Here is a 21,826-nt window from a genome sequence, read left to right on the forward strand (position 1 = left end):
CACCTTTCTCTACCGGACGGGCACGGTGGCGGTCACCGTGGCCTGGTCGATGTCGGACGTACGGACGGTGACGCGAAGCTGCCACTCCCCCGACGCCGGCAGGTTGATCTCGCCGGTCACGTGGTTGTCGGTCAGTGGCAGCAACGGCACCTCGATCGGCTCGATTCCCGCGGACGGCAGGGCGGCGGTGGCCCGCCACTCCACCACCGGCTGGGGCCGGTTCTCCGGGGTGTACGCGTAGAAGTGGACGCTGTTGTTGCCCCGCTCGGCCGGGTCCACCTCGACCTGGAGCGAGCCCAGCGAGCTGGACAGCGTGGTCGAGAAGTAGCCGCTGGCAGTGCCGGCGGTGTCGGCGGCGGCGGTGCGGGCCGGGGTGGTCTGCACCAGCGTGGCGGTGACGCCGAGCACCACCGCGGTGATCGCCAGCTCGGCCCAGATCGCCCGCCGCACCAGCGCCGGCCGGCCGGCGGCGGTCCGCCGGCGCACCAGCGCCCGGGAGTACGCGGCCACCACGATCACCAGCACGAACAGCCCGATCTTGCCGAGCAGGAGCCGGCCGTACGTGGTGCCGACGAGGGCGCTCGGGGTGGCGACCTCGATCAGCGCCTGGACGACGCCGGCGAGCAGCAGCGCGGACACGGCCAGCGCGGCCCAGCGGGACCAGATCGGCAGGATCGCCCCCAGCTCCCGCTCGTCGGCCCGGCGCAGCAGGAAGACCGCGAGCATGACCAGCCCGCCCAGCCACACCGCCATGCTGCCGAGGTGCACGGCGTCCACCACGACGGAGACCGCCGGGGCGGGTGACGCGGCCGGGTGGCCGGCCAGCGGCCAGGTCAGCAGCGCCGCACCGCCGAGGATGCCCAGGATCACCACGTCGGTGCCGCCGACCGGCCCGGCCAGCAGCGGCCGGAGCAGGAACGCGGCGGCCGCCAGCAGGCCCAGCCGGACCAGGTGGGCCGCGCCGAACATGCTGCCCAGCACCCCGCTGAACCCCTCCCCGGTGACGTCGAACACGCCGCCCCCGGCGGTGTAGGGCACCTGGAGCCACAGCGTCGCGAGGGTGGACACCACCACCAGGCCCAGGCCGGTCCAGGCGAGGCGGGTGGGCCCCCGGCGGGACAGCCGCCGCGGCCAGAGCGCGGCGAGGACCAGCGCCGGGCCGACCAGGAGCAGCAGGCCGGCGTAGCCGACGTACTTGGCGACCTTGACCGCGGCGCCCACGAACGGGTCGGCCCGGTTGTCGTCGCCGGTGTCGACCGGTGGCGGCGAGGGGGCGCCGACCGAGTACGTGAACGCCCCGGAGACCGGGTGGCTGTCGGCCGAGATCACCCGGTAGCTGACCAGGTAGGTGCCCCGGTCGCCGGCCGGATCGACGGGGATCGTGACGACGCCCCCGTCGAAGTCGGGCTCGCCGCGGTCGGCGCGCGAGCCGTCCGGTGCGAGGACGCGGATCTTGCCGGGCACCTTGCGGACGGACTCGCTGAACGTGAGGACGACCTCGGCCGGCGCGTTCGGCACCACGGCCGACGCGATCGGGCTGCTGCTCACCAGCACCGCGTGGGCACTGGCGGGGCCGGCCGGGGCGACCAGCAGGGCGACGAGGACGAACAGGAGACCGGCGGTGGCGCTGAGCCGGCCGAACCAGCGGCGGAGGGCGGCAGTCATGTCGGTCATGCTCGCCCAGACCACCCCGCCGCGCCCAGCCCGGGTCGCCGCGGCAGCAAACCGGCGGCCCTCATCCGCGCCCCGCGGCGACCGCCGGCAGGAACGGGCGGTGGTCGGTGTCACCACTCACCCGACCCAGCGCCCACAGCAGCCCCGCCCGCACCACCGCCGCGAGGTGGCCCACCTCGTGCACGAGGGCGGTGGTGGAGTTGGCGACGTCGACCGCGCTCGTGCCGGCCAGGCACACCGCGAGCACGAGCGCCACCGGGACGAACGCCCGGGCCCGCTCGGGCCGCCACGCCGCGAGCGCGAACCCGACGGCGAGGGCGACGTCGAAGGACGCCAACTCCCGGCTGGTGTGCGGGTCCTGCGCCACGCCGAGGCCGGCCAGCAGGACCGGCAGCGCGATCGACAACTGCGCGACCGCCGCGACCGCGACCGCCACCCGCAGGACCTCGCGTCGGGCCCGCCGCACGGCCGCCGGGGCGGTACGCGCCGCGTCGGCGGCGACCGCCGCGAGAACCGGGGCGGTCAGGTCCGGCACGGCCACCGGCTGGACCCGGACCAGCCGGGTCACCTGCTCGGCGCGGGCCAGCCACGCCCGGCACGCCCGGCAGCCCTCAGTGTGTGCGTCGAGCACCGCCGGCGCCGCCTGCGGGTCCTCCCCGTCCAGCCGCGCCGACAGCGCCACGCGTACGTCGTCGCAGTTCATGAGGGGGTAGTCGGGCGGTGCACCGGAAAAGTTCCCGACGTGGCGCAGACCATGGAAGGGCCGAAGGGCCCTCCCGGCGCGGGGCGCTCCGCGTAACCTGGACTGTCGTGATCCCCGCCCAGCGCCACACCGCCGCCGCCGGTCCGGCCGACGCCACCGGCGGGCCTGCGCGGGCCACCGAGTGGGCGCTCGCCGCCCGCGACGGGGATCCGGTCGCCCAGGCCGCGTTCGTCCGGCTCACCCAGGCCGAGGTGTGGCGGTTCGTCGCGGCCCTCGTCGACCCGGACACCGCGGACGACCTCACCCAGGAGACCTACCTGCGGGCGTTCCGGGCGCTGCCCGGCTTCGAAGGGCGCTCCTCGGCACGGACCTGGCTGCTCGGCATCGCCCGCCGGGCCTGCGCCGACCACCTGCGCACGGTCGTCCGGCGGCGCCGGCTCGACGCCCGGCTCACCGCCGACGCGTGGACCGACCGGCCGCAGCCCGACCCCGCCGGCCAGCTCGGCGCCGCCGACCTGCTCCGCCGGCTGCCCGCCGAGCGGCGGGGCGCCTTCGTGCTCACCCAGCTGCTCGGCCTGTCCTACGCCGAGGCCGCCGCCGTGGAGGGGGTACCCGTCGGCACCATCCGGTCCCGGGTGGCCCGGGCCCGCGCCGACCTGGTCGAGGCGGTCGACGACGCGCGGGCCGGGTAGGGCCGGTGTCGACGTCACCCGCCCCGGGACGGGAACTTCCGCCGGACGAGGAACGACCAATGACCGTGATCACACCCCGCACCGGCCGCTGGCCCGCCGTACGCCCCTGGGTGGGCGTCGCCGCCCGGCTCGGCCTGGCCGCGGTCTGGCTCCTCGCCGGCGCCTCCAAGGTCGGTGACCTGGCCGCCTCCGGCCGGGCGGTCAACGCGTACCAGATCTTCCCGTACGACGTGGCGACGGTGATCGGCGCCGCGCTGCCCTTCGTCGAGCTGGCGCTCGGCGTACTCCTGCTGCTCGGGCTCGCCACGCGGCTGTCCGCCGGGGTGTCCGTGGCGCTGCTGGTGGTCTTCGTCGCCGGCATCGTCTCGGCCTGGTCGCGCGACCTCGCCATCGACTGCGGCTGCTTCGGCAGCGGCGGCCAGCTCGCCGAGGGGCAGGCCCCGAGCTACCTCCCGGAGATCCTCCGGGACCTGGGATTCCTGGCGCTGGCCGGCTTCCTGCTGATCTGGCCCCGCACCCCGTTCTCGGTGGACGGCTGGCTGACGGGCGAACCCGCGGTGGAGGACGAGGATGAGTAGTGGCAAGGCCCGCCGGGACGCGGCCCGCGTCGTCCGGGAGCAGATGGCCCGGGAACGCCGGCGCAAGCGGACGCTGTGGGTGTCCGTGGCCGCCGTCGCCGTCCTGGTCGTCGCCGGCCTGATCGGGTGGAGTGTCTACTCCAGCCAGCGCGCCGACGAGTACACCGCGCCGCCGGGCGCCAACGACGCCGGCACCGGCATCGTGTACGGCTCCGGGCCGGTCACCATCGACCTGTACGAGGACTACCTCTGCCCGGCCTGCAAGCAGTTCCAGCAGGTCAGCGGCGAGACGATCGACCAGCTCGCCGACCAGGGCAAGGCCCGGGTGGTCTTCCACCCGGTCGCCTACCTCAACCGCTTCTCCACCACCGAGTACCCGACCCGCGCCTCGGCCGCCTCCGGCTGCGCCGCGGCGGGTGGGAAGTTCCGCGAGTTCACCGAGGCGCTGTTCGAGCGGCAGCCGCCGGAGGGTGGCCCCGGGCTGAGCGACGACCAGCTGGTCGACATCGGGGTGGAGGTCGGGCTCGACCGGGACACGTTCGGCTCCTGCGTCCGCGACGACACGTACCACGCGTGGACCGAGCACGTCACCGAGGAGGCCAGCGAGGCCGGCATCACGGGCACCCCGACCATCCTGGTGAACGGGCAGCCGGTCGCCGACCGCTCGCCCGAGGGCATCCGGGCGGCGGTGGAGGCCGCCGGGTGATCCGTACCCTCGTCACCCGCGCCGGCCTGGTGCTCGCCGGTACCGTCGCCGCGACGCTCGCGCTCGCCGCCCCGGCCGCGGCGCACGGGGCGGACGCCCCGGACGGCACCGACTACCGCACCGAGGTCGGCACCGTCACCCCCGCCCGGGCCGGGCTCACCGTCCGGGCCGTGGAGGCCGGCGCGCGCTTGGAGCTGACCAACACCGGGGACCAGCCGGTCGAGGTGATCGGTTACTCCGGCGAGCCGTACCTGCGGGTCGGCCCCGACGGCGTGTACGAGAACCGGCGCTCCCCCGCCACGTACCTGAACCGCACCCTCGCCGGGGACACCCGCATCCCCGCCGAGGCGGACCCGGCCGCCCCGCCGGACTGGCGGCGGGTCGACGGCTCGACGACGGTGCGCTGGCACGACCAGCGGGCGCTGTGGCGGGAGTCCACGCCGCCGCCGCAGGTGCGCGCCGCCCCGGACCGGGAGCACCGGGTCCGCGACTGGGTGGTGCCGCTGCGCGTCGACGGGGAGCCCCTGGAGATCCGCGGCACGCTCGACTGGGTGCCGCCGCCGGATCCGTACACCTGGTGGGTGGCCGCGACGCTCGGCCTGCTCGCGGTGGGCGCGCTGGGGCTGCTCCCGGCCGGCTCGACACCGGGCGGGCGGGCCCTCGCGGTGCTGGGCGGGCTCCTCGTCGCCGGTGGGGCCGCCGGTGTGACCTACAGCGTCGGCCGGGAGCTCGACGCCGGGGCGGACGGGCCCGGCGCGCTGCTGCTGGGGCTGCTCGGCGGTCAGGTGTGGCCGCTGCTCACCGGGCTCGGCGCGATCGCCGCCGGGGCTTACGCGCTGGCCCGCCGCCCCGCGGCGGACTTCGCGGTCGCGCTCGCGGGGGCGTGCCTGGCCCTGTTCGCCGGTGTGGCGAACGCGGCGGTGTTCGCCCGCTCGGTCGCCCCGGTCCCGTGGCCGCCGACCATCGCGCGGCTGCTGGTCACGGCCACCCTGGTCACGGGGGCCGGCGCGCTGGCGGCCGGCGCCCTGCGCCTCCACGCCGCCGCCCGGGCCGCCCGCCCCGCAACCCCACCGCCCCTGCCCTCCGCCGCGGACCATGGAGTTGTGGTGGCAGACGAGACGGACGAGAGAAGCGCCAACCGGGCGCCATGACTCCGTGCTCGCCCCGAGCGGGATCGACCCGGTGGGGTCAGCGGGGGGTGGGGCGGGGAGTGAAACCGTAGGGAAGTTCCAGGCGGTGGCGGGACAGCAGCTCCTCGTCGGCCAGGATGTCGACCGTGGGGGCGTCGGCGACGATCCGGCCGGCGTCCAGGATCACCGAGCGGTCGCACAGCTCCAGCGCGTACGGCAGGTCGTGGGTGACCATCAGCAGGGTCACCGGCAGGGCGCGCAGGATGTCGGCCAGCTCGCGCCGGGCGGCCGGGTCCAGGTTGGACGAGGGCTCGTCGAGCACCAGGATCTCCGGGTGCATGGCGAGCACGGTGGCCACCGCCACCCGGCGGCGCTGCCCGAACGACAGGTGGTGCGGCGCGCGGTCCCGGTGCTCGCTCATCCCCACCGCGGCGAGCGCCTCGTCCACCCGGGCGGCCAGCTCGGCGCCGCGCAGCCCCAGGTTGGCCGGGCCGAACGCCACGTCCTCCGCCACGGTCGGCAGGAAGAGCTGGTCGTCCGGGTCCTGGAAGACGATGCCGACCCGGCGGCGCACCTCCGCGAGCGTCGCCCGGTCCGGACCGACCGTCAACCCGCCCACCGACACGCTGCCCTCGGTGGCGGTGAGGATGCCGTTGAGGTGCAGCACCAGGGTGGTCTTGCCGGCGCCGTTCGGGCCGAGCAGCGCCACCCGGTCGCCGCGCGGCACCGTCAGGTCGACCCCGTGCAGCGCGACGTGCCCGTCCGGGTACGCGTACCGCACACCCTGGACGTGGAGGCTCGGAGTCGTGGGCTGCACGCCTCCGATCATGTCAGGGCGAGCGCGGTGGCGGCGACGGCGGCCGCCAGCGCCGGCACGGTGGCCGCCACCGCCCACTGACCAGCGGTCGCCGCGCCCCCGCCCTGCCACACGACCGGCATCCGCCCGGAGTAGCCACGCGACAGCATCGCCAGGTACACCCGCTCGCCCCGCTCGTACGCGCGCAGGAACAGCGCGCCGACACCGGCGGCGAAGCCGCGCAGCTGCCACACGAAGCGCGGGTCGTCACCCCGGGACATCCGGGCCACCCGCATCCGGCGGGCCTCGCCGACCAGCACCTCGAGGTACCGCAGCATGAACGTGGCGATCTGGGTGAGGATCTGCGGGCAGCGCAGCCGGTCCAGGCCGACGATCAGGTCCCGGGTCGTCGTGGTCGCGGCGAGCAGCAGCGACGCGAGCACCCCCAGGGTGCCCTTGGCGAGGATGTTCCACGCCCCGTACAGGCCGTCCTCCGACAGCCGCAGGCCGAGGACCTCGACCCGCTCGCCCGCGCCGAGGAACGGCAGGGCGAAGGCGAACAGGACGAACGGCAGCTCGATCAGCGACCGGCGCAGCAGCCAGCCGGGCCCGACCCGCGCGGCCGCCGCGACCGCGGCGACCAGCAGTGCGTACGCCCCGAAGGCCCAGAGCGCCTCCCGGGGCGTGGCGACCACGGCGAGGGTGAAGGTCACCATCGCCGCGATCTTCACCTCGGGCGGGAGGCGGTGCACCGGCGAGCCGGACGCCCGGTAGAGCGGGTGGGTGTGGCCGGCGCCCAACGTCGTACCCTCAGCCGGCCCGGCCGGCGGGTGCCTGCGCCGGCTTCGCGCCCTCGGCCCCGCTGCCCTCGGCCCCGCTGCCGGCGGCTCCGCTGTCGGCGGCCGGCGCGCCACGGCGGCGGACCAGCCAGAACGCACCGCCGGCCACGGCGAAGGTCAGCAGGACGCCGAGCACGCCGGAGAGGCCGGTGGAGAGGAACTCGTTGTCGATCCCCGCGATGTCGTAGTCGGCCAGCGGACCGCCGATCTCGTGCTGCTTCTCCTGCTGCGCCGGGCAACTGCCGCCGGTGATGTTGTCGTCGGCGTCGAAGGTGCAGCCCTCCCGCAGCGACGAGTCCAGCCCGTCCGGGTGCGACGAGGCGAAGTTGCTCACCACGCCGGCCAGCAGCAGGGCGGCCAGCAGCCCACCGATGACGAAACCCCAGGACCGCTTCTTCACCGGACACCTCCGACAACGGTGACGGACGCCGGCGTGGCCGGCTTGAGGGCGCGCAGCGCGTACACGAGATCGGGCCGGACCTTCGCGACGGTCACCACCGTCGTCGCGGTGATCAGGCCCTCGCCGATGCCGATCAGCAGGTGCGAGACGGCCATCGTGCCGGCCAGGGCGGCGAGGTTGCCGCCGAGGTCGGCGGTGCCGCCGAGCTGGTACTGCACGACGAAGCCCATCGCGGCCACCACGACGCTGACCAGCGCGGACACGAACGCCGTCACGGCGAGCCCGGTCGGCGTCCGCGGCAGGACCCGCAGCAGCGCGGCGATCAGCAGGTACGCGGCGGCGGTGCCGAGGACCGCCATGTTGGTGATGTTGAGGCCGAGCATGGCGACGCCACCGTCGCCGAAGACCAGCGCCTGCACGACGAGGACGACCGCCACGCAGAGCGCGCCCACCCAGGGGCCGACCAGCAGCGCGGCGAGCGCGCCGCCGAGCAGGTGGCCGCTGACCCCGGCGGTGAAGATCGGGAAGTTGAGCATCTGGACGGCGAAGATGAACGCGGCGACCAGGCCGGCCATCGGCGCCAACCGGTCGTCCAGGTCCTGCCGGCCGCGCAGCACGCAAAACGCCATCGCGGCAAGTGCGACCGCCGCGAAGGCCGCGGCGACGGGACCGTTGATGATCCCGTTCGAGATGTGCATCGCCAGGGTTTCCACGCGACCTCCCACGCGTCGGCGGGCCCGTCCGCGCCGGCGCCTGTCAGCCTATTGGCCGTCGATCGCTGTTGCCAGTATCTGGCAACAAGGGATGGCGTTGATCACGAAGCTCGCCGGCTGTCCGGCCGCCGCGCGTCGCGAGCGGGAGGCCGAGCCGGCGCGGCGGTAGGGTCGGGGCCATGACCGCGCCCGCCCGCCTCTCCCCCGGCGACCCCGCCCCCGAGTTCCGCCTCCCCACCGACACCGGTGACACGCTGTCGCTGGCCGACCTGCGCGGCCGCAAGGTCGTGCTGTACGCCTACCCGGCCGCGATGACCCCCGGCTGCACCAAGCAGGCCTGCGACTTCCGTGACTCGCTCGCCTCGCTCCAGGCCGCCGGCTACGAGGTCGTCGGCATCTCGCCGGACAAGCCGGAGAAGCTGGCGAAGTTCCGCGACCGCGACGCCATCACCTTCCCGCTCGTCGCCGACACCGACAAGGCGGTGCTGACCGCGTACGGGGCGTACGGCGAGAAGCAGATGTACGGCAGGACGGTCACCGGTGTGATCCGCTCGACGTTCGTCATCGACGCCGACGGGAAGATCGAGCGGGCGCTCTACAACGTCAAGGCCACCGGCCACGTCGCCAAGCTGCGCCGCGACCTCGGCCTCGACTGAGGGTGCGCGAGCGGTGGTCTACGATCCGGAGGCCACGTCGCAGCCTCGCTCGACCGGACGGCTGGTTCCTCGCCCGCTGCGAAGGTCGTGGAGAATGAGGATGTGCGCGGTGAAGGGGCCGTAGCCCAACTGGCAGGAGGCATGCGGTTTAGGTCCGCACCAGTGCGGGTTCGAGTCCCGCCGGCCCTACTTTCTCCACGTCGCGCGCTGTCACTCGTCGAGGGCGGGTGTCAGACGCGTCACCATCACGGGTACGGGTCCCGGCGCCCAGGTCAGGATGGCCGGCGTGACTCTGCGCTTCGTCCTCGACCCTGACCTGACGCCCGAGCTGCGGGAGGAGATCGTCGCGCTCTGGGTCGACGTCACCAACGCCGGCGGTGCGGTCGGCTTCGTCGCGCCGGTCACCGCCACCGACGTCCGCACCATCGCCGATCCGACCCTCGCGGGAATCGCCGACGGCCCGGACCGGCTGCTGGTCGGGTACGCGGGCGAGCGGCTGGCAGCCATGGCGATCTTCACCGACAACCGGTTCCACCTGAAGACCCACTACCGGGTGCTGACCCGGGTGATGGTCCACCCCGACACGCAGGGCCACGGTTGTGGCCTCGACCTGATGCGCGAGGCCGAGCGGGTGGGCCGCCGGCTGGGCTTCCAGGCGCTGCAGGTCACCGTCCGTGACGGGTTGGGCCTGGATCGGTTCTACCGGCGGCTCGGGTACCGCGAGGTCGGCCGGCTGCCCGGCGCGCTCCGGGTGGCACCCGGGGACGACCGCGACGAGATCTTCATGTGGCTGGACCTGACCGGGGCTGTCACGGCCCCGGCGTGAGCCCACCGGGAACGGTCACCCGTCCACGACCACCTCGTCGCCCACGGCGACGCGGCCGGTCGTCACGGGTACCAGGTTCAGTCCGAAGAGGAGCTTCTGCCGCACGTTGCGGTACCGCCCCAAGGTGCGCAGCGGCTCCTTGCCGCGTACGCCGGTCTCCTGGTCGGTGGTGGTTACCACGCAGCGGTCGCACGGCCCGGCGGCGCGGAAGCGCACGCCGCCGATGCGCAGCGGCCGCCCGACCCATTCGTCCTCGGCCCAGGCGGTGACGCCCTCGACCACGAGGTTGGGGCGGAAGCGGGTCATCGGCACCGGTGGCTCGCCGGCGTCGGCGAGCCACCCGTTGAGCGCGTCGAGCGAGGCCGCGTTGGCCAGCAGCAGCGGGTAGGCGTCGGCGAAGCTGACCTGGTCGCCGGTGTCGTGCTCCCGGTCCTCGGAGGGGATGTGGCGGGTCGGCCGGGCCAGCCAGACCAGGCGGACCGGCCGGTCGAGCAGGGCGCTGAACCACGCGTCCGCCGCCGGCCCAGCCGGGAGCGCGGGCACCGGCAGCTTCCGGCTGCGGAAGGTGCGGACCGCGACCGGCTCACCGTCGGACGGCTCCGGGACGTCGAGGTCGCGATGACCGTGGGCACGCAGGGTCAGTCCGCCGTCGCGGGCCTCCGCCCGCACCGCGACCAGGCCGGCGACCTCGCGCTGGGTGACGCCGACGCCGGCGGCGTCGACGACCATCCAACGCCGGTCGCCGGCCAGGCCCCACGGCCGCACCTGCGCGCCGTCGTGGTCGAGCCGGTGACACCCCTTGACGGGGTACGTGTGGATCGCGCTCAGTTGCACCGCCCTACCATGCCACGCCGATACCGTCCCCCGGGTACCAGTGGTTGGCGGGCGTCTCGCGGTAGGCGAGGAACTTCCGGCCGGTGCGCTCGGCGTGCTCGGCGAGGACGTTGGTGATCGTCACGTTGTCGGTGAGCAGGAGGGCACCGGGGGCGAGCTTCGGCTCGACGGCGGTGAACTCGCGCCGCTCATGGGCGGTGCTGTGGTCGCTGTCGTGGAGGAAGAGGTCGACCGGCCGGTCCAGGGCGGCGATCGAGGCGAGCGAGTCGCCGATCACCAGGTCCACCACCTCGGACCAGGGCTCCACCTTGGCCAGGTAGCCGGCCTCGGGGTTGATGTCCAGCGAGGTGACCCGGCCGGGGTGCCCCTCGGCGGCGTTGCGCAGCAGGGCGGCGGCGAGCACGACGCTGCCCAGGCCCTTGTCGACGCCGGTCTCCACGATGTGCTTCGGCTTGGCGGCGCGCACGATCGCGTACCAGCCGATGCGGCGGGCGTACCGGATCTGCTTGTCGGCGAGGCCGCGGCGCTCGGCGCCGGCGATCGCCTGCTGGAGGTGCTGCCGCAGGTTGTCGTCGGCCTCGATCTCGTCGAGGTACGCCCGGACCTGCTTGACCGGGATGTCGCAGACGACGCTGACGAACCAGGCGAGGTGGTTGCGGCTCAGCGGGGTCAGGTCGTACGTGTAGTTGTGATGCTCGCGGGACTGGACCAGCCAGCGTGCCGAGGTGCTCAGCACCTTCGCGTCGTAGCGGGCGACCGCCCGGAGGCGCTTGGGGAAGGCGGCGACGGGGGCGAGCCGGGTGCGGGCGATGGCCCGCCGGAGCTTGATTCGATCCACGGGAGCGTTCTACCAGCCGTGGCCCGCCCGTTGGGATGAAAGTTTTCATTCATGACGCCACCCGCCGCGCCCGGACGGGGGTACGCGGTCGCGAGCCCGACTCAGTAGCATCACGCCATGCGAGAGCGCCAGTCGTACGCGGAGCCCGAGACTCAGCTTTTCGACCTCCATCGGGAACCGGAGCCGACCAACACCACCCGCCGGCGGCGTCCGCGGTGGCAAAAGGTCGCTCTGATCACCTTCCTCGTGCTGGCGTTGGTCGGCGGCGGCGGCATGATCGCGGGTGGGTTGTACCTCCGCTCAGTCGAATCCGGCATCGAACGTGTCGACGCCTTCGGAGGCGTGCCCGAGGAGTCCCGGCCGCAGGTCGTGGCAAAGGGCGCCATGAACATCATGATGCTGGGCAGCGACTCCCGCGACCCGGACAACAGTTCCGGTTCCCGGACCGACACGATCATCCTGGCCCACCTTCCCGCGGACCGGTCGAGCGCCCAGCTCATCTCGATCCCCCGGGACACCTGGGTGAACGTGCCGAAGTCGCCGGAGGGGCGGGGCGGCCGGAACGCGAAGATCAACGCATCGTACGCGTGGGGTGGCGTTCCGCTGATGGTCCAGACGGTCGAGGAGTTCACCGGCGTCCGCGTCGACCACGTCACGATGGTCGACTTCGCGGGTTTCAAGGAGATCGTCGACGCTCTCGGCGGTATCGAGATCACCGTCGACAAGGGTTTCACCTCGACGCACTCGCTGAATCCCGGCGGGCGGCGGGAGTTCGTCGCGGGCCGGCAGACCATGGATGGGTCCGCCGCGCTGGACTACGCCCGCGAGCGCTACGCCTTCGCCAACGGCGACTTCACCCGCATCAAGCACCAGCAGCAGGTCATCAAGGCGATCCTGGACAAGGCGGCCTCTGGCGGCGTTCTCGCCAACCCCGCCAAGCTGAACTCGTTCGTGCGAGCAACGGCGGACGCCGTGGCGGTGGACGAGTCGATGTCCCTGCTGGACCTGGCGATGGAACTCCGCCACCTTCGCAGCGGCAACCTCGGGTTCTTCACCTGTCCCACGAAGGGGACCGGCCGGATCGGCAACGAGAGCGTCGTCCTGGTCGACACGGAGAAGGCGAAGCGTCTGTTCGACGCGGTCCGGCGCGACGCGGTGCCGGAGATCCTGTCCACCGCAAAGTAGGAATGTGAACTGTCTTGCCGGCTATGGCGACGGGTCCGGCCCGGTCATATCCTGCGGTCGCCCTTTGAGTCGTCTCGTGACCCAGGGCATCCACGGGGAAAGGACCGCCCATGTCCAGCCAGCCGACGACGAGCCCTTCTGCGCCCTCGCCGCGCTTGGAAGGGATGATGCAGCAGACGTTGCCGTCGCAGCATGACGCCGCGGGTGGCGCGGGCCTCCTGGCCGCGCTCCCGTCCGTTCCGGTTCCGACCGAACCTACCGACTCGGCGCGGGCTGGTCTCGACACCACCGCCGTCCTGCCGTACGCGAAGTCCCGCGCCTCGTCCAGCACCCGGTGGCTGCGAGCGTGGATGATGACGGTTCCGATCGACGTCGCCGCGCTGGTCGCCCCGCTGCTGCTGTCCCAGGACCACTGGCGCGGGACGCTTGCCAACGCCGCCCTCACGGTGGCCTTCTTCGCGGCCGGCGGGCTCTACCGGCCCCGCCGGCACGTGAGCATCCTCGACGAGCTGCCGATCCTCTCCGGGCGGCTGCTCGCCTCCGCCGCGGTGGTGGCCATCATCGCGGCGGAGCGTCACGCCTCGGTGGCCTACGTGGGCGGGTTCATGCGCGGTGTCGCGCTCTCGGCCGGGCTCGTGATCCTCGGCCGTGCGGTCAGCCGGGCGCTCACCATCCTCCTGCGGAAGCGTCGATGGGTGGAGCACAACGCCATCATCATCGGCAGCGGTCCCATCGGCGTCGAGCTCGCGCGGTTGCTGCGTCGTTACCCGCAGTACGGCCTGCGGTTCGTCGGTTGCGTCGATGCCCCGTCGCGCCAGGGCAGCGGGGCACTACCGCCGAGCGGCACCCTCGACGACCTCGAACACCTCGTCCGGCTGCTGGAGTGCGAGGTCCTGGTCATCGCCGATCCGGATTGCCTCGAGTCCACTCTCATGGAGACCCTGCTCCGGCCCCGCAGCTCACGCTGCGACCTCTGGGCGGTGCCGCGCCTGTGGGGCTCTCGCTCTCAGGGCGGATATCCCGACCACATCGGCGCCATTCCGATCCTCAAGATCGGTGACATCTCGCTCTCCGGTCCGCGGTGGGCCATCAAGCGGGCGTCCGACGTACTGGTAGCCGCGACGGCGCTGCTCGCGTTGAGCCCGGTGTTGCTACTCTGCGCCATCGCCACCTTCATCGACGGGGGTCCAGGCATCTTCTTCTACCAGGAGCGGATCGGCCGGTACGGCAAGCCCTTCAAGGTGGTCAAGTTCCGGTCGATGCGGCCGGTGAACGAGCAGGAGTCGCAGACGAACTGGTCGATCGCGCACGACAATCGGGTCGGTCCCATCGGGCGATTCATGCGCCGGACGTCACTGGATGAACTGCCGCAGCTGTGGAACATCCTGCGGGGTGACATGAGCGTCGTCGGACCCCGGCCGGAGCGGCCGTACTTCGTCGAGAAGTTCTCGGCGGAGTACCCCAACTACGCGTCGCGTCACCGCGTCCCTGTCGGACTCACCGGGCTCGCACAGGTCAGTGGCCTGCGAGGCGACACGCCGATCTCCGACCGCGCCCGGTTCGACAACTACTACATCGAGAACTGGTCGCTCTGGCTGGACGTCAAGGTGGTGCTCCGGACGGTGGCGGAGGTGTTCCGCGGCGGCGGCCGCTGAGCGGCCGACAACTCAGTCCGCGGTGAACAACGGCAGCGGCTTCGACCGGTACCCGACGCCGAGGTACCGGTCGGGGTCGGCCTCAAGCACCGAGGCCAGGACGGCGCCAAAGACGTCACGGAAATCCGTCGTCGCCTTGAGATCGCCTTCGTCCAGGTTGGTCAGGCTCGGCTGCTCACCGTAGAACCCGCCGGCCACCTGCGGGCCCAGCACGAACAACGGCCCGGCCGTCCCGTGGTCGGTCCCCTGCGAGGCGTTGGCGCGGACGCGCCGGCCGAACTCGCTGTAGACGACCACGGTCACCTGGCGCCCCGACTCGGTCCGTGCCATCCGCGCGAGGAAGGCCGACAGTGCCCGGTCGAGGCGGCTCAGCAGGCTTTCGTGGCCGGCCAGTTCCTTCGCGTGGGTGTCGAACCCGTCGAGGCTCACCGAGTAGACCCGGGTCGGTACGCCGGCCTCGACGCAGCGGGCCACCAGACCCAACTGAGTTTCCAGTACGCTGCGGCTGCCCGGCCCCGTCGCGAGAATCTCCTCCTCCGCTCCGCCCGGCGCGGCGTTGTGCTGCTGCTCCGCGCCACGTACCAGCCCTTCGACCCGCAGCAGGTCCCGGTACGCCGCGGCTGCGCGGGCCTGAAGCTCGGGTTCGCCCGGCTCAGGTTGCCCCAGCGCCGAGACCGCCGCGGGTGTGATCCCAGGGGGAAGCTCAAGCCCCGCGACCCCGACACAGGAGCCAGCCCGAGTCTGTCCTGCGAGCACCGGCGGCAGCACCGGCTCGAAGCTGACTGCGGCTTCCGGCACGGCCTGCGTTCCGTCCAGCCAACGACCTATCCAGCCCGTGGACACGGCCTCCTGCGGCGAGGCGGTCTGCCAGATGTCCATGGAGCGGAAGTGGCTACGGTCCGGCTTCGGATACCCCACTCCGAGCACGACCGCCAGCCTCTTCTCGTCCCAGAGCCGCTTCATGCCCCGCATGCGTGGGTTCAGACCCAGCGTGTCGTCCAGGTGGAGAACCTTCTCCGGGTCGTACGCCAACTGTGGCCGGGCGTCGTGGTACGCGGGGTCGGCGTACGGGACGACGGTGTTGAGCCCATCGTTGCCGCCGTAGAGCGTCACTAGGACGAGCTTCTTCGTCCGCGCCGCGGCGGTCGGATCGGCCTCCGCGGTCCGTAGCAGCTCGGCGAACCCGAGGCCGCCCGCGCCGGCGGCGAGAGCCGCTCCGGCGGTGACCCCCGAGGCGAGGAGGAAACGACGTCGTGTCAATGTGTCCATGGTCATGTCAGCAGGTACTCCGGGCTCACCAACCCAAGTATCAACAACTGTCGCCGGTCCTGCGCGCCGCGCAGCACGGCGTACGTCCGGTTCGTCCAACGTTCAACGCAGAGGAGGTACGCCACACTCTCCGGCGTCAGCGTCCCGACCGAAACATGGTCGACGAGCCGTCCGGCGAGCCGCAGCCGCACCTGGGCCGCGGCCGACGTGAGCCAGGCACCACCGGCGGGCCAGCCGCCCACGTTGGGTGGGGCGAACGGCAGCTGACCCAGGCTCTCCAGGTCACGGACGACGGCCGCGCGGGTCTCGGCGGGGAGGCCGGCGAACCGCAGCCCCAGTTGACGCATGGCCCCGACGAGCCATTCGACCGGCTGCTTCACCATCGAACCGGCGGTCGCCCGGAACGCCTCGTCCTCGAACAGCACCCGGAGCATGGCCATAGGTGCCGGGAACGCCTGGGCCATCTTCTCCATCAGTTGCTGAGGAACGGGGGTGGCGGACGATCCGTAGCGGAACCAGAGGCGGGAGGCGATGAACCGGGGGCAGGCCGGCTGTTCCAGCAACAGCTCGACGAGGCTGCTCGCCGTGAACGCCCCCGTCCGGCCGAGGATGGTCTTGCTGCCTCCGTCATGGGCGCCGGGGTCGAAGACCGACGCGCCCTTCGTCAGGCTGAACCGCCATCCGGTGAGTGCCCGTCCTGCCTCCTTGACGTCCTTTTCGGAGTAATGGCCGATGCCCAACGTGAACAGCTCGAACAGTTCGCGGGCAAGGTTCTCGTTGGGCGCGTCTCTGATGTTGAGCTGGCCGTCCAGATAGTGGTTCAGCGCGGCGTCGACGACCATCAGCCGCGCCATCGTCCTGAAGTCGGGAGCGGTGCGTAGGGTCCGGTGCTGCTTGAGCATCAGCTGCGGGCTGCGCACCTTCTTCACCGACGTGGCCCAGTGCCCGTGCCAGAAGAACACCAGCTTCTCCACGGCCTGGTGGCTGGCCACCGTCATCCGGTCGAGCCACCACTGGGTGAGCTGCTCAGTCTGGGCCGTCCGGAGGCTCTCCAGCCTGACCTTCTCCTCATAGGTCAAGTCACGCTTGCCCGCGTAGGCATCCGGCCCCAGGTCGGGGACAGGTGCCCTGGTCGCGCCGACGTCCGGCCCCGGAGGAGCGACCACCGCCGACAGCGCGGCGTCGTAGCCGGCCTGACGGGCGGCGGCGAGCTCCACGGCCGTCGCACCAAAGCCGGCGCGCCACAGCAGCAGGCCGATACTGTCGCTCATGGACGACAACCTAGAGGAGAAGGTCGCATCACGAAACCTGGGCACCCGCACGCACGAGCGTCACCGGCGGCCGCTGACCGGTGGGCAGGGCGAGGACGACGACCGAGTAGACGAGCATTCCGAGGGCCGAGCCGACCAGGTACCCGGGCGCACCGAACCCGGCGGTCAGCAGCGGTGCGACGATCACCGTCAGGCCGAGCATGACGTAACGGGCGCGCAGGAGCTGCGTGAACTCGCCGCGCACGAACCGGCTCAGCGAACAGCCGTAGGAGAAGCCGAGTGCGGCCTTTTCCAGGCCGGCCGCGACCAGCACGTACCCCACGGGAATGAAGGACAGCGCCGGCACGAGTTCGCGGCCGACGACGACCGCCACCCCGAGGACGGCCGCGCCGGCGGCCATCAGCGACAGGGCCACCACGCCGTCCCGGAAGTCCTGCCGTCGCGTCGTACCGACATCAGCCTTGCGCTGGTAGACAAGCACCCGGCGGAACGTGATCGACACGAACGCCAGCGGCGCGAACAGCTGCTGGACGATCCGGATGACGCCGAGCGTGGCCGCCCCTGCGACGAAGGCGGTGACCTGCACGGCGAGCAGCGGCGTAAGTCCGACGAGGAAGGCGTCGATCGAGGCGGGGCCCATCACCCCCCGCCGTGACCGGACCCACGCGCCCAGGCCGGCCACGAGTGGGCGCCGGTCGGGGTGACGAGCGGAGGCCAGGAAGAAGACGACGTTCACGACCGCCCAGGACAGGCAGACGCCCAGCGGTGAACGCACGGCGGCGAAGGCGACCATCAGCGCGAGTTGCGCCGCCAACCAGATAGCCGTCTCCCCGAAGACGGACCGCGCGGCCCCGGCGGCAACGCCGGCGGAGCGGCCGATATCCAGCGCAATCGCGAAGGGGATTCCCGCCGCGTAGGCGACCGCGAGTTCGATCGGCGCTCCGGGCACCATGAGCGCCGACCCCACCGCCACGACGGCTCCGACGACGCCGCCGGCCAATGCGCCGGCCACCGACCGCTGACAGTCCAACCGCTCCGCCGCCTGCTCGGCGTTCGCCGAACTCAGCAGCGTCGCCTCGGCGAGCGCCCGCTGCAGGACACCGCAGGTCAGCTGGAAGACCAGCATGGCAGGCGCCACGGCGCCGACCGCGGACAGATCACCCGCGTAGGCGAGCGAGAGACTGAAGATCAGGCTCGTGCCCATGAGGGCGAACTGTCCCAGCGTCAGGGCGAGCCGCGCCCAGTTCCGTCCGCCGGACCGAGACTTGTTCGTCGTGTGAGTCACCGCTGCCGTCCCGCGGTCATCTCGACGGCGCCTGAGAGCACATGCCGGGCAGCGGCGACAACGCCTTCCTTGAGCGTGCCTGCCGTCGTCGCAGACGCCGCCGACGGGGTCTTGCGTGCCGACCCGTCGAGCAGGCCAGCCAGCGCGACGGCAGCCGCCTGGGGGTCCTGGAAGTCCGCGAACGCGTAGTCTCCGCCGGAGACGGCGGCGGCTTCGGGCAGGCCGCCCAGTGGTGAGACCAGCATGGGCTTCCCGGCGCGCCCGACCTCGACGGCGACCCGGCCGAAGGGCTCCATCCACCGGGACGGAATCAGCACGACGTCGACCAACCGGCAGAACTCGTCAACGGGCAGGTGCCCCGGAACGCGGATATCGACGCCCTCGGCCCGGGCAAGCTCGACCAGCGCCCTGACATAGGCGGCCTGCCCGGTGCCGGCGACCAGCACGGTGACGGTGATGCCGGTGCGGCGCTGGTAGGCAGCCGCGGTACGGATCGCCGACTCGATGCCCTTCACCGGGCTGACTCGGCCGATGTATCCGATGACCAGTCCGTCCCCGTTCCGACGCGGCACCCGGACCGGCTCGGCCGGGCCGATCAGCGGATAACCGACCAGGCTCTCCGCCGGGTTGACGAGGCCCGAAGCGACCAGCTCGTCTCGGACGAAGCCGGAGACGCAGACGCTCACCGCGTCACGTGGGGTGGCATTGCGCATGATCCGCGCCTTGACCTGGCACTCACCGCAGACGGTTTCGCAGCTGCGCGCCCCCTTGAGCCGCGATCGGCGCCAGCAGGTGTCGCTCAGGTCGTGGAAGACCCGGACGTACCGCAGCCCGTCCGCTTTCACGGAGCGCAGCAGCCACGGTCCGGTACGTGAGACGTTCGTTGCGACGACGACGTCGGGGTGAAAGGCCCGGATCCGGCGCGCCAGGCGGGACGCGGTCCAGGGGACCAGCCAGGCGCTGATGAACTCCAGACCCCGGCGGACCCGGGTGTCCGCGTGAACCCGGCGCGCGAAGGGCCGGCGTACGGCGTGCACGGACAGGGGGCCGTCGGTGTAGGACGTCTCCACGGCGGCCGGAACGAAGACCGACACCTGGGCGGATCGGGCCAGTTCCAACGCCGCCTCGCGAGCCGACCGCTCCGCACCGCCAACGTCGTTCGGCCACCACCAGTCGGCCAGGACAGCGACTTTGGGCAAGGGGTCACTCATCCAGGGCTTCTCCACTACTCTGCCGGTCGGGTCGTCGGCCGGTGGGCGGTCGTCCACAGGCGTGGGCGTGCGGGTGAGGCCCCACTGCGGGCCGGCCCACGCCGCGACCCCGACGACGAGCACCACGAAGGCAGCACCAACAAACGGGATCTGCGCGCCGAGAGGCCCGCGTAGGAGGCCGATCTGCAATGCGGCGAACATCACGGTGAGGGCGGTGCCCAGGCTGGCCGCCGGGCCGGTCAATGCGATGTCGAGTCGCCGCGCGAGCTTCCCGTAGAAGAAGAACAGCACCACCACGCCGACGAAGCTGAACTCCAGGTACGTCTCGGCCCAGAACGGTAGGGCCAGGTTCTGGAACTCGTAGCCCCGGCTGGCGGCCACGGCGTTGCCTGCCGGGATCGCTTTGCCCTCCCAGACGGACCGGGGCACCCAGAACAGCAGCGCCGAGATGAAATGGTGGCCCCACGTGTGGCCGCCCACCCCCACGTGGTGGACGGCGTTGACCGTCTGCTGGAAGCCGTCGAAGTCCCAGGTGTAGTAGGCGTCCAAGCCCAGTCGGAGATTGCCGCGGGACCGCTCGTTTCGGAACAGGTTCGCCAGGGGGTAGATGACGGCGAGGCCAAGGAGCATCCCGATCGAGAACAGCGTCCGCCAGATCTGCCGGTCGAACCGCACGATCGCAAGGCCGGCGGCGAGCAGGACCCCGAAGGCCGCAAAGCGGTTGGCGGACAGAGGGTTGTTGTAGATCAGGTTGAGGACGACGGCGGTGCCGGTGGCGGTCAGCACCATCGACCGCCCCCGCCGGTCAGCCCAGTTCTGACTGCGCCAGCAGACCAGGCAGAGCACGAGGGCGACGGCGCTGACGGCGGCCGGGAACGTGCTGAGCAGGCCGAGCAGCGCCAGGTCCTGCTGGCTCTTCAGACCCTCTTCGGCGATCGCGCGCTGGAGATCGTCGCGGCTGGTGAACCGGACGGCCAGCCCGCCGGTCATCGGCAGGCAGACGACGGCCAGGACGACCGCGAGCCCGGTCACGACGACGGCCTTCTCGATCGTGAGGCGGGTACGCCGGGATGTCGATGGACGCGGGGCGGGGACCCGACGGGTGTTGCCCACCCACCATGCCACGACCGCGAAGAGCAGGATGACCTGCGCACTGACGTAGTGCTGGTCGAGGGGGAGATCGGGCCACGGCAGACGCCGATCCCGGATCTGAAGCAGCGGCGCGAAGCCAACCCACACCGCGACGAAGGCCCAGAACGTCACGGCGACCGGGGTGAACGTTCCGGACAGTGTGGTTTGGTAGAGAGCCGCAAGACATACCGCGACCGCGACTAGACCGAGGAACCCCGCGACCGTGGGGCGGGGAAGCACCGTGGTGACACCGAGGGCAGCGATGATCGCGAGCCACCCGACGACCGCCGCCGGGGTGACGGCACGTGAGCGGGGTGCCCACGTACCGTCAGGCGGCACGGCGTCAGGACGTCTCATCGGAGACCCAGGCCGTCACCTTCGCGCGGAAGACCGAGGCGGAAAACACCGAGGCATGGGCCTGGACCCGCTCACGGTTCAGCTGGTCCACGTGCCGGAGCACCCCGGCGTACTCCCGCGGGTCGCTCGAATCCACCAGGAAGCCGGTTTCCCCGTCGACCACCGTCTCCAGCACACCGCCCCGGCGAAGCCCGAGCACGGGCGTGCCGCACGCCATGGCCTCCACGGGGATGATGCCGAAGTCCTCGTGGGTGGGGAAGAGCAGGCACTTCGCGCCCCAGTACAGCTCGCGAAGCCGTTCCCGCGACGGCTGGACCTCGAAGACGACAGGAACGCTGGCCGCCGCCGCCCGGCGACGCAGCGACTCCTCCTCCGGCCCGGAACCCGCGATGACCAGCGGCAGCCCCGCCGCGTCCGCAATGTCGATCATCAGGTCGAACTTCTTGTACGGGATCCAACGACCGACACCCAACAGGTATGCGCGGTCCTGCCGACGCTGCTGCTCCGGAACCGTCGTGAAGTAGTCCACGTCGACGGGTGGGTGAATGATCCGGGCGTCACGTTTCCAGAACCGCTGGATACGGGACTGCACCTCCCGCGAGTTCGCGGCGTAGCTGTTGACGTGCCGGCTGAACCGGACGTCGGCCGCACGGAGCACGGCGCGGGGCGCGGACAGCAGACCTCCGGACCCCCGGCCGTCGAAGTCGGGGCTCCAGAGGTAGCGGGCCGGCGAGTGGATGTAGCTGAGATAACGCGTGTCCGGCGAAGCGGGAATCTTCACCGTGTGTGCGAACGCGTGGCTCGACGAGAGGACGACGTCGAACCGCTCGCGGGTCAGCGTGCGCCACGCCAGGGGCATGACCGGTAACGCCAGCGCCTTCGACCGCCGCAGCGGTGTACGCGCGAGCCACGACTCCCTCAGATCGAGGCCGCGTCGGGCGTCGCGGTCGCGCCACAGCACGAAACCTGTCGAGTCCGGCAGCACCTCGCGCAGCGCCAGGAAGACGTTCTCTGAACCACCCGTCGCACCGAACCACTCGTGCACCAGGGCAACCGACTTGCCTGCCAGCAGGGGAG

At 72.2% G+C, this 21,826-nt stretch carries 21 protein-coding genes and 1 tRNA gene; 9 read left to right on the forward strand and 13 right to left on the reverse strand.

Features of this window, described 5'->3' with window-relative positions:
* Nucleotides 1–9: 9 nt before the first annotated feature.
* Together GKC29_RS28605 and GKC29_RS28610 are read right to left on the reverse strand one after the other, a co-directional pair.
* On the reverse strand, nt 10–1,674 hold the full coding sequence (locus GKC29_RS28605; protein WP_155333762.1) for a copper resistance CopC/CopD family protein: 1,665 nt from the start codon (nt 1,672–1,674) through the stop codon (nt 10–12).
* Nucleotides 1,675–1,735: 61 nt separating this feature from the next.
* Nucleotides 1,736–2,377, reverse strand: a complete 642-nt coding sequence (locus GKC29_RS28610; protein ID WP_155333763.1) for a zf-HC2 domain-containing protein — start codon at nt 2,375–2,377, stop codon at nt 1,736–1,738.
* 107 nt (nt 2,378–2,484) lie between these two features.
* On the opposite strand from GKC29_RS28610, the gene GKC29_RS28615 reads away from it, so the two are divergent.
* Genes GKC29_RS28615 through GKC29_RS28630 form a run of 4 tightly spaced genes read left to right on the forward strand, consistent with a single transcriptional unit; the run spans nt 2,485 to nt 5,504 of the window.
* Nucleotides 2,485–3,069 (forward strand): sigma-70 family RNA polymerase sigma factor, encoded by a 585-nt coding sequence (locus GKC29_RS28615; RefSeq protein WP_155333764.1) that lies wholly within the window; start codon nt 2,485–2,487, stop codon nt 3,067–3,069.
* A gap of 59 nt (nt 3,070–3,128) precedes the next feature.
* Entirely contained in the window at nt 3,129–3,647 is a 519-nt protein-coding gene (locus GKC29_RS28620; protein ID WP_155333765.1) for a MauE/DoxX family redox-associated membrane protein, read from the forward strand.
* On the forward strand, nt 3,640–4,353 hold the full coding sequence (locus GKC29_RS28625) for a thioredoxin domain-containing protein (RefSeq protein WP_155333766.1): 714 nt from the start codon (nt 3,640–3,642) through the stop codon (nt 4,351–4,353). The genes GKC29_RS28620 and GKC29_RS28625 overlap by 8 nt, the downstream gene beginning before the upstream one ends.
* On the forward strand, nt 4,350–5,504 hold the full coding sequence (locus GKC29_RS28630; protein WP_230688847.1) for a hypothetical protein: 1,155 nt from the start codon (nt 4,350–4,352) through the stop codon (nt 5,502–5,504). Before GKC29_RS28625 ends, GKC29_RS28630 begins: the two co-directional genes overlap by 4 nt.
* A gap of 37 nt (nt 5,505–5,541) precedes the next feature.
* Here the strand turns inward: GKC29_RS28630 and GKC29_RS28635 are convergent, their stop codons facing one another.
* The 4 genes from GKC29_RS28635 to GKC29_RS28650 are packed head-to-tail and all read right to left on the reverse strand — an operon-like array spanning nt 5,542 to nt 8,231.
* Entirely contained in the window at nt 5,542–6,312 is a 771-nt protein-coding gene (locus GKC29_RS28635) for an energy-coupling factor ABC transporter ATP-binding protein (protein ID WP_155333767.1), read from the reverse strand.
* The gene (gene cbiQ, locus GKC29_RS28640) at nt 6,309–7,079 is read right to left on the reverse strand and encodes a cobalt ECF transporter T component CbiQ (RefSeq protein WP_155333768.1); all 771 of its coding nucleotides are present in this window, start codon (nt 7,077–7,079) and stop codon (nt 6,309–6,311) included. Before cbiQ ends, GKC29_RS28635 begins: the two co-directional genes overlap by 4 nt.
* 10 nt (nt 7,080–7,089) lie before the next feature.
* Nucleotides 7,090–7,518, reverse strand: a complete 429-nt coding sequence (locus tag GKC29_RS28645; RefSeq protein ID WP_155333769.1) for a PDGLE domain-containing protein — start codon at nt 7,516–7,518, stop codon at nt 7,090–7,092.
* Nucleotides 7,515–8,231 carry an energy-coupling factor ABC transporter permease gene (locus tag GKC29_RS28650; RefSeq protein ID WP_155333770.1) on the reverse strand — a complete coding sequence of 239 codons (717 nt, stop codon included), beginning with the start codon at nt 8,229–8,231 and terminating at the stop codon, nt 7,515–7,517. Before GKC29_RS28650 ends, GKC29_RS28645 begins: the two co-directional genes overlap by 4 nt.
* 179 nt (nt 8,232–8,410) lie before the next feature.
* On the opposite strand from GKC29_RS28650, the gene bcp reads away from it, so the two are divergent.
* The 3 genes from bcp to GKC29_RS28665 all read left to right on the forward strand — a co-directional run bounded on the left by bcp (nt 8,411) and on the right by GKC29_RS28665 (nt 9,713).
* Complete coding sequence (gene bcp, locus GKC29_RS28655) at nt 8,411–8,887, forward strand: thioredoxin-dependent thiol peroxidase (protein WP_155333771.1); 477 nt, start codon at nt 8,411–8,413, stop codon at nt 8,885–8,887.
* 114 nt (nt 8,888–9,001) lie between these two features.
* Nucleotides 9,002–9,076, forward strand: a tRNA-Leu gene (locus tag GKC29_RS28660).
* An 88-nt stretch (nt 9,077–9,164) separates the two neighbouring features.
* Entirely contained in the window at nt 9,165–9,713 is a 549-nt protein-coding gene (locus GKC29_RS28665) for a GNAT family N-acetyltransferase (RefSeq protein ID WP_155333772.1), read from the forward strand.
* A 15-nt stretch (nt 9,714–9,728) separates the two neighbouring features.
* On the opposite strand, the gene GKC29_RS28670 is transcribed toward GKC29_RS28665, so the two are convergent.
* Together GKC29_RS28670 and GKC29_RS28675 are read right to left on the reverse strand one after the other, a co-directional pair.
* The gene (locus GKC29_RS28670) at nt 9,729–10,547 is read right to left on the reverse strand and encodes an MOSC domain-containing protein (protein ID WP_155333773.1); all 819 of its coding nucleotides are present in this window, start codon (nt 10,545–10,547) and stop codon (nt 9,729–9,731) included.
* 4 nt (nt 10,548–10,551) lie between these two features.
* The gene (locus tag GKC29_RS28675; RefSeq protein ID WP_155333774.1) at nt 10,552–11,385 is read right to left on the reverse strand and encodes a class I SAM-dependent methyltransferase; all 834 of its coding nucleotides are present in this window, start codon (nt 11,383–11,385) and stop codon (nt 10,552–10,554) included.
* Between the two features lie 117 nt (nt 11,386–11,502).
* Here GKC29_RS28675 and GKC29_RS28680 point away from each other — a divergent pair, with 117 nt between their 5' ends.
* Together GKC29_RS28680 and GKC29_RS28685 are read left to right on the forward strand one after the other, a co-directional pair.
* Nucleotides 11,503–12,570 (forward strand): LCP family protein, encoded by a 1,068-nt coding sequence (locus tag GKC29_RS28680; RefSeq protein WP_155333775.1) that lies wholly within the window; start codon nt 11,503–11,505, stop codon nt 12,568–12,570.
* A gap of 167 nt (nt 12,571–12,737) precedes the next feature.
* Nucleotides 12,738–14,225 carry a sugar transferase gene (locus tag GKC29_RS28685; protein WP_155333776.1) on the forward strand — a complete coding sequence of 496 codons (1,488 nt, stop codon included), beginning with the start codon at nt 12,738–12,740 and terminating at the stop codon, nt 14,223–14,225.
* 12 nt (nt 14,226–14,237) lie between these two features.
* Here GKC29_RS28685 and GKC29_RS28690 read toward each other — a convergent pair whose 3' ends face one another.
* The 5 genes from GKC29_RS28690 to GKC29_RS28710 form a co-directional block, all read right to left on the reverse strand.
* Nucleotides 14,238–15,494, reverse strand: a complete 1,257-nt coding sequence (locus tag GKC29_RS28690; RefSeq protein ID WP_155334386.1) for a DUF1501 domain-containing protein — start codon at nt 15,492–15,494, stop codon at nt 14,238–14,240.
* A 2-nt stretch (nt 15,495–15,496) separates the two neighbouring features.
* A complete protein-coding gene (locus tag GKC29_RS28695; protein ID WP_155333777.1) occupies nt 15,497–16,765 on the reverse strand; it encodes a DUF1800 family protein in 1,269 nt (422 codons plus the stop codon).
* A 28-nt stretch (nt 16,766–16,793) separates the two neighbouring features.
* Entirely contained in the window at nt 16,794–17,969 is a 1,176-nt protein-coding gene (locus tag GKC29_RS28700) for a hypothetical protein (protein ID WP_155333778.1), read from the reverse strand.
* A gap of 77 nt (nt 17,970–18,046) precedes the next feature.
* Nucleotides 18,047–20,731: a glycosyltransferase gene (locus GKC29_RS28705; RefSeq protein ID WP_196255763.1), complete on the reverse strand. Its 2,685-nt coding sequence runs from the start codon at nt 20,729–20,731 to the stop codon at nt 18,047–18,049.
* A gap of 4 nt (nt 20,732–20,735) precedes the next feature.
* Nucleotides 20,736–21,794: a glycosyltransferase gene (locus tag GKC29_RS28710; RefSeq protein ID WP_230688848.1), complete on the reverse strand. Its 1,059-nt coding sequence runs from the start codon at nt 21,792–21,794 to the stop codon at nt 20,736–20,738.
* Between the last annotated feature and the right edge of the window lie 32 nt (nt 21,795–21,826).

Origin of the sequence: Micromonospora sp. WMMC415 (assembly GCF_009707425.1) — a bacterium.
Lineage (GTDB): Bacteria > Actinomycetota > Actinomycetes > Mycobacteriales > Micromonosporaceae > Micromonospora.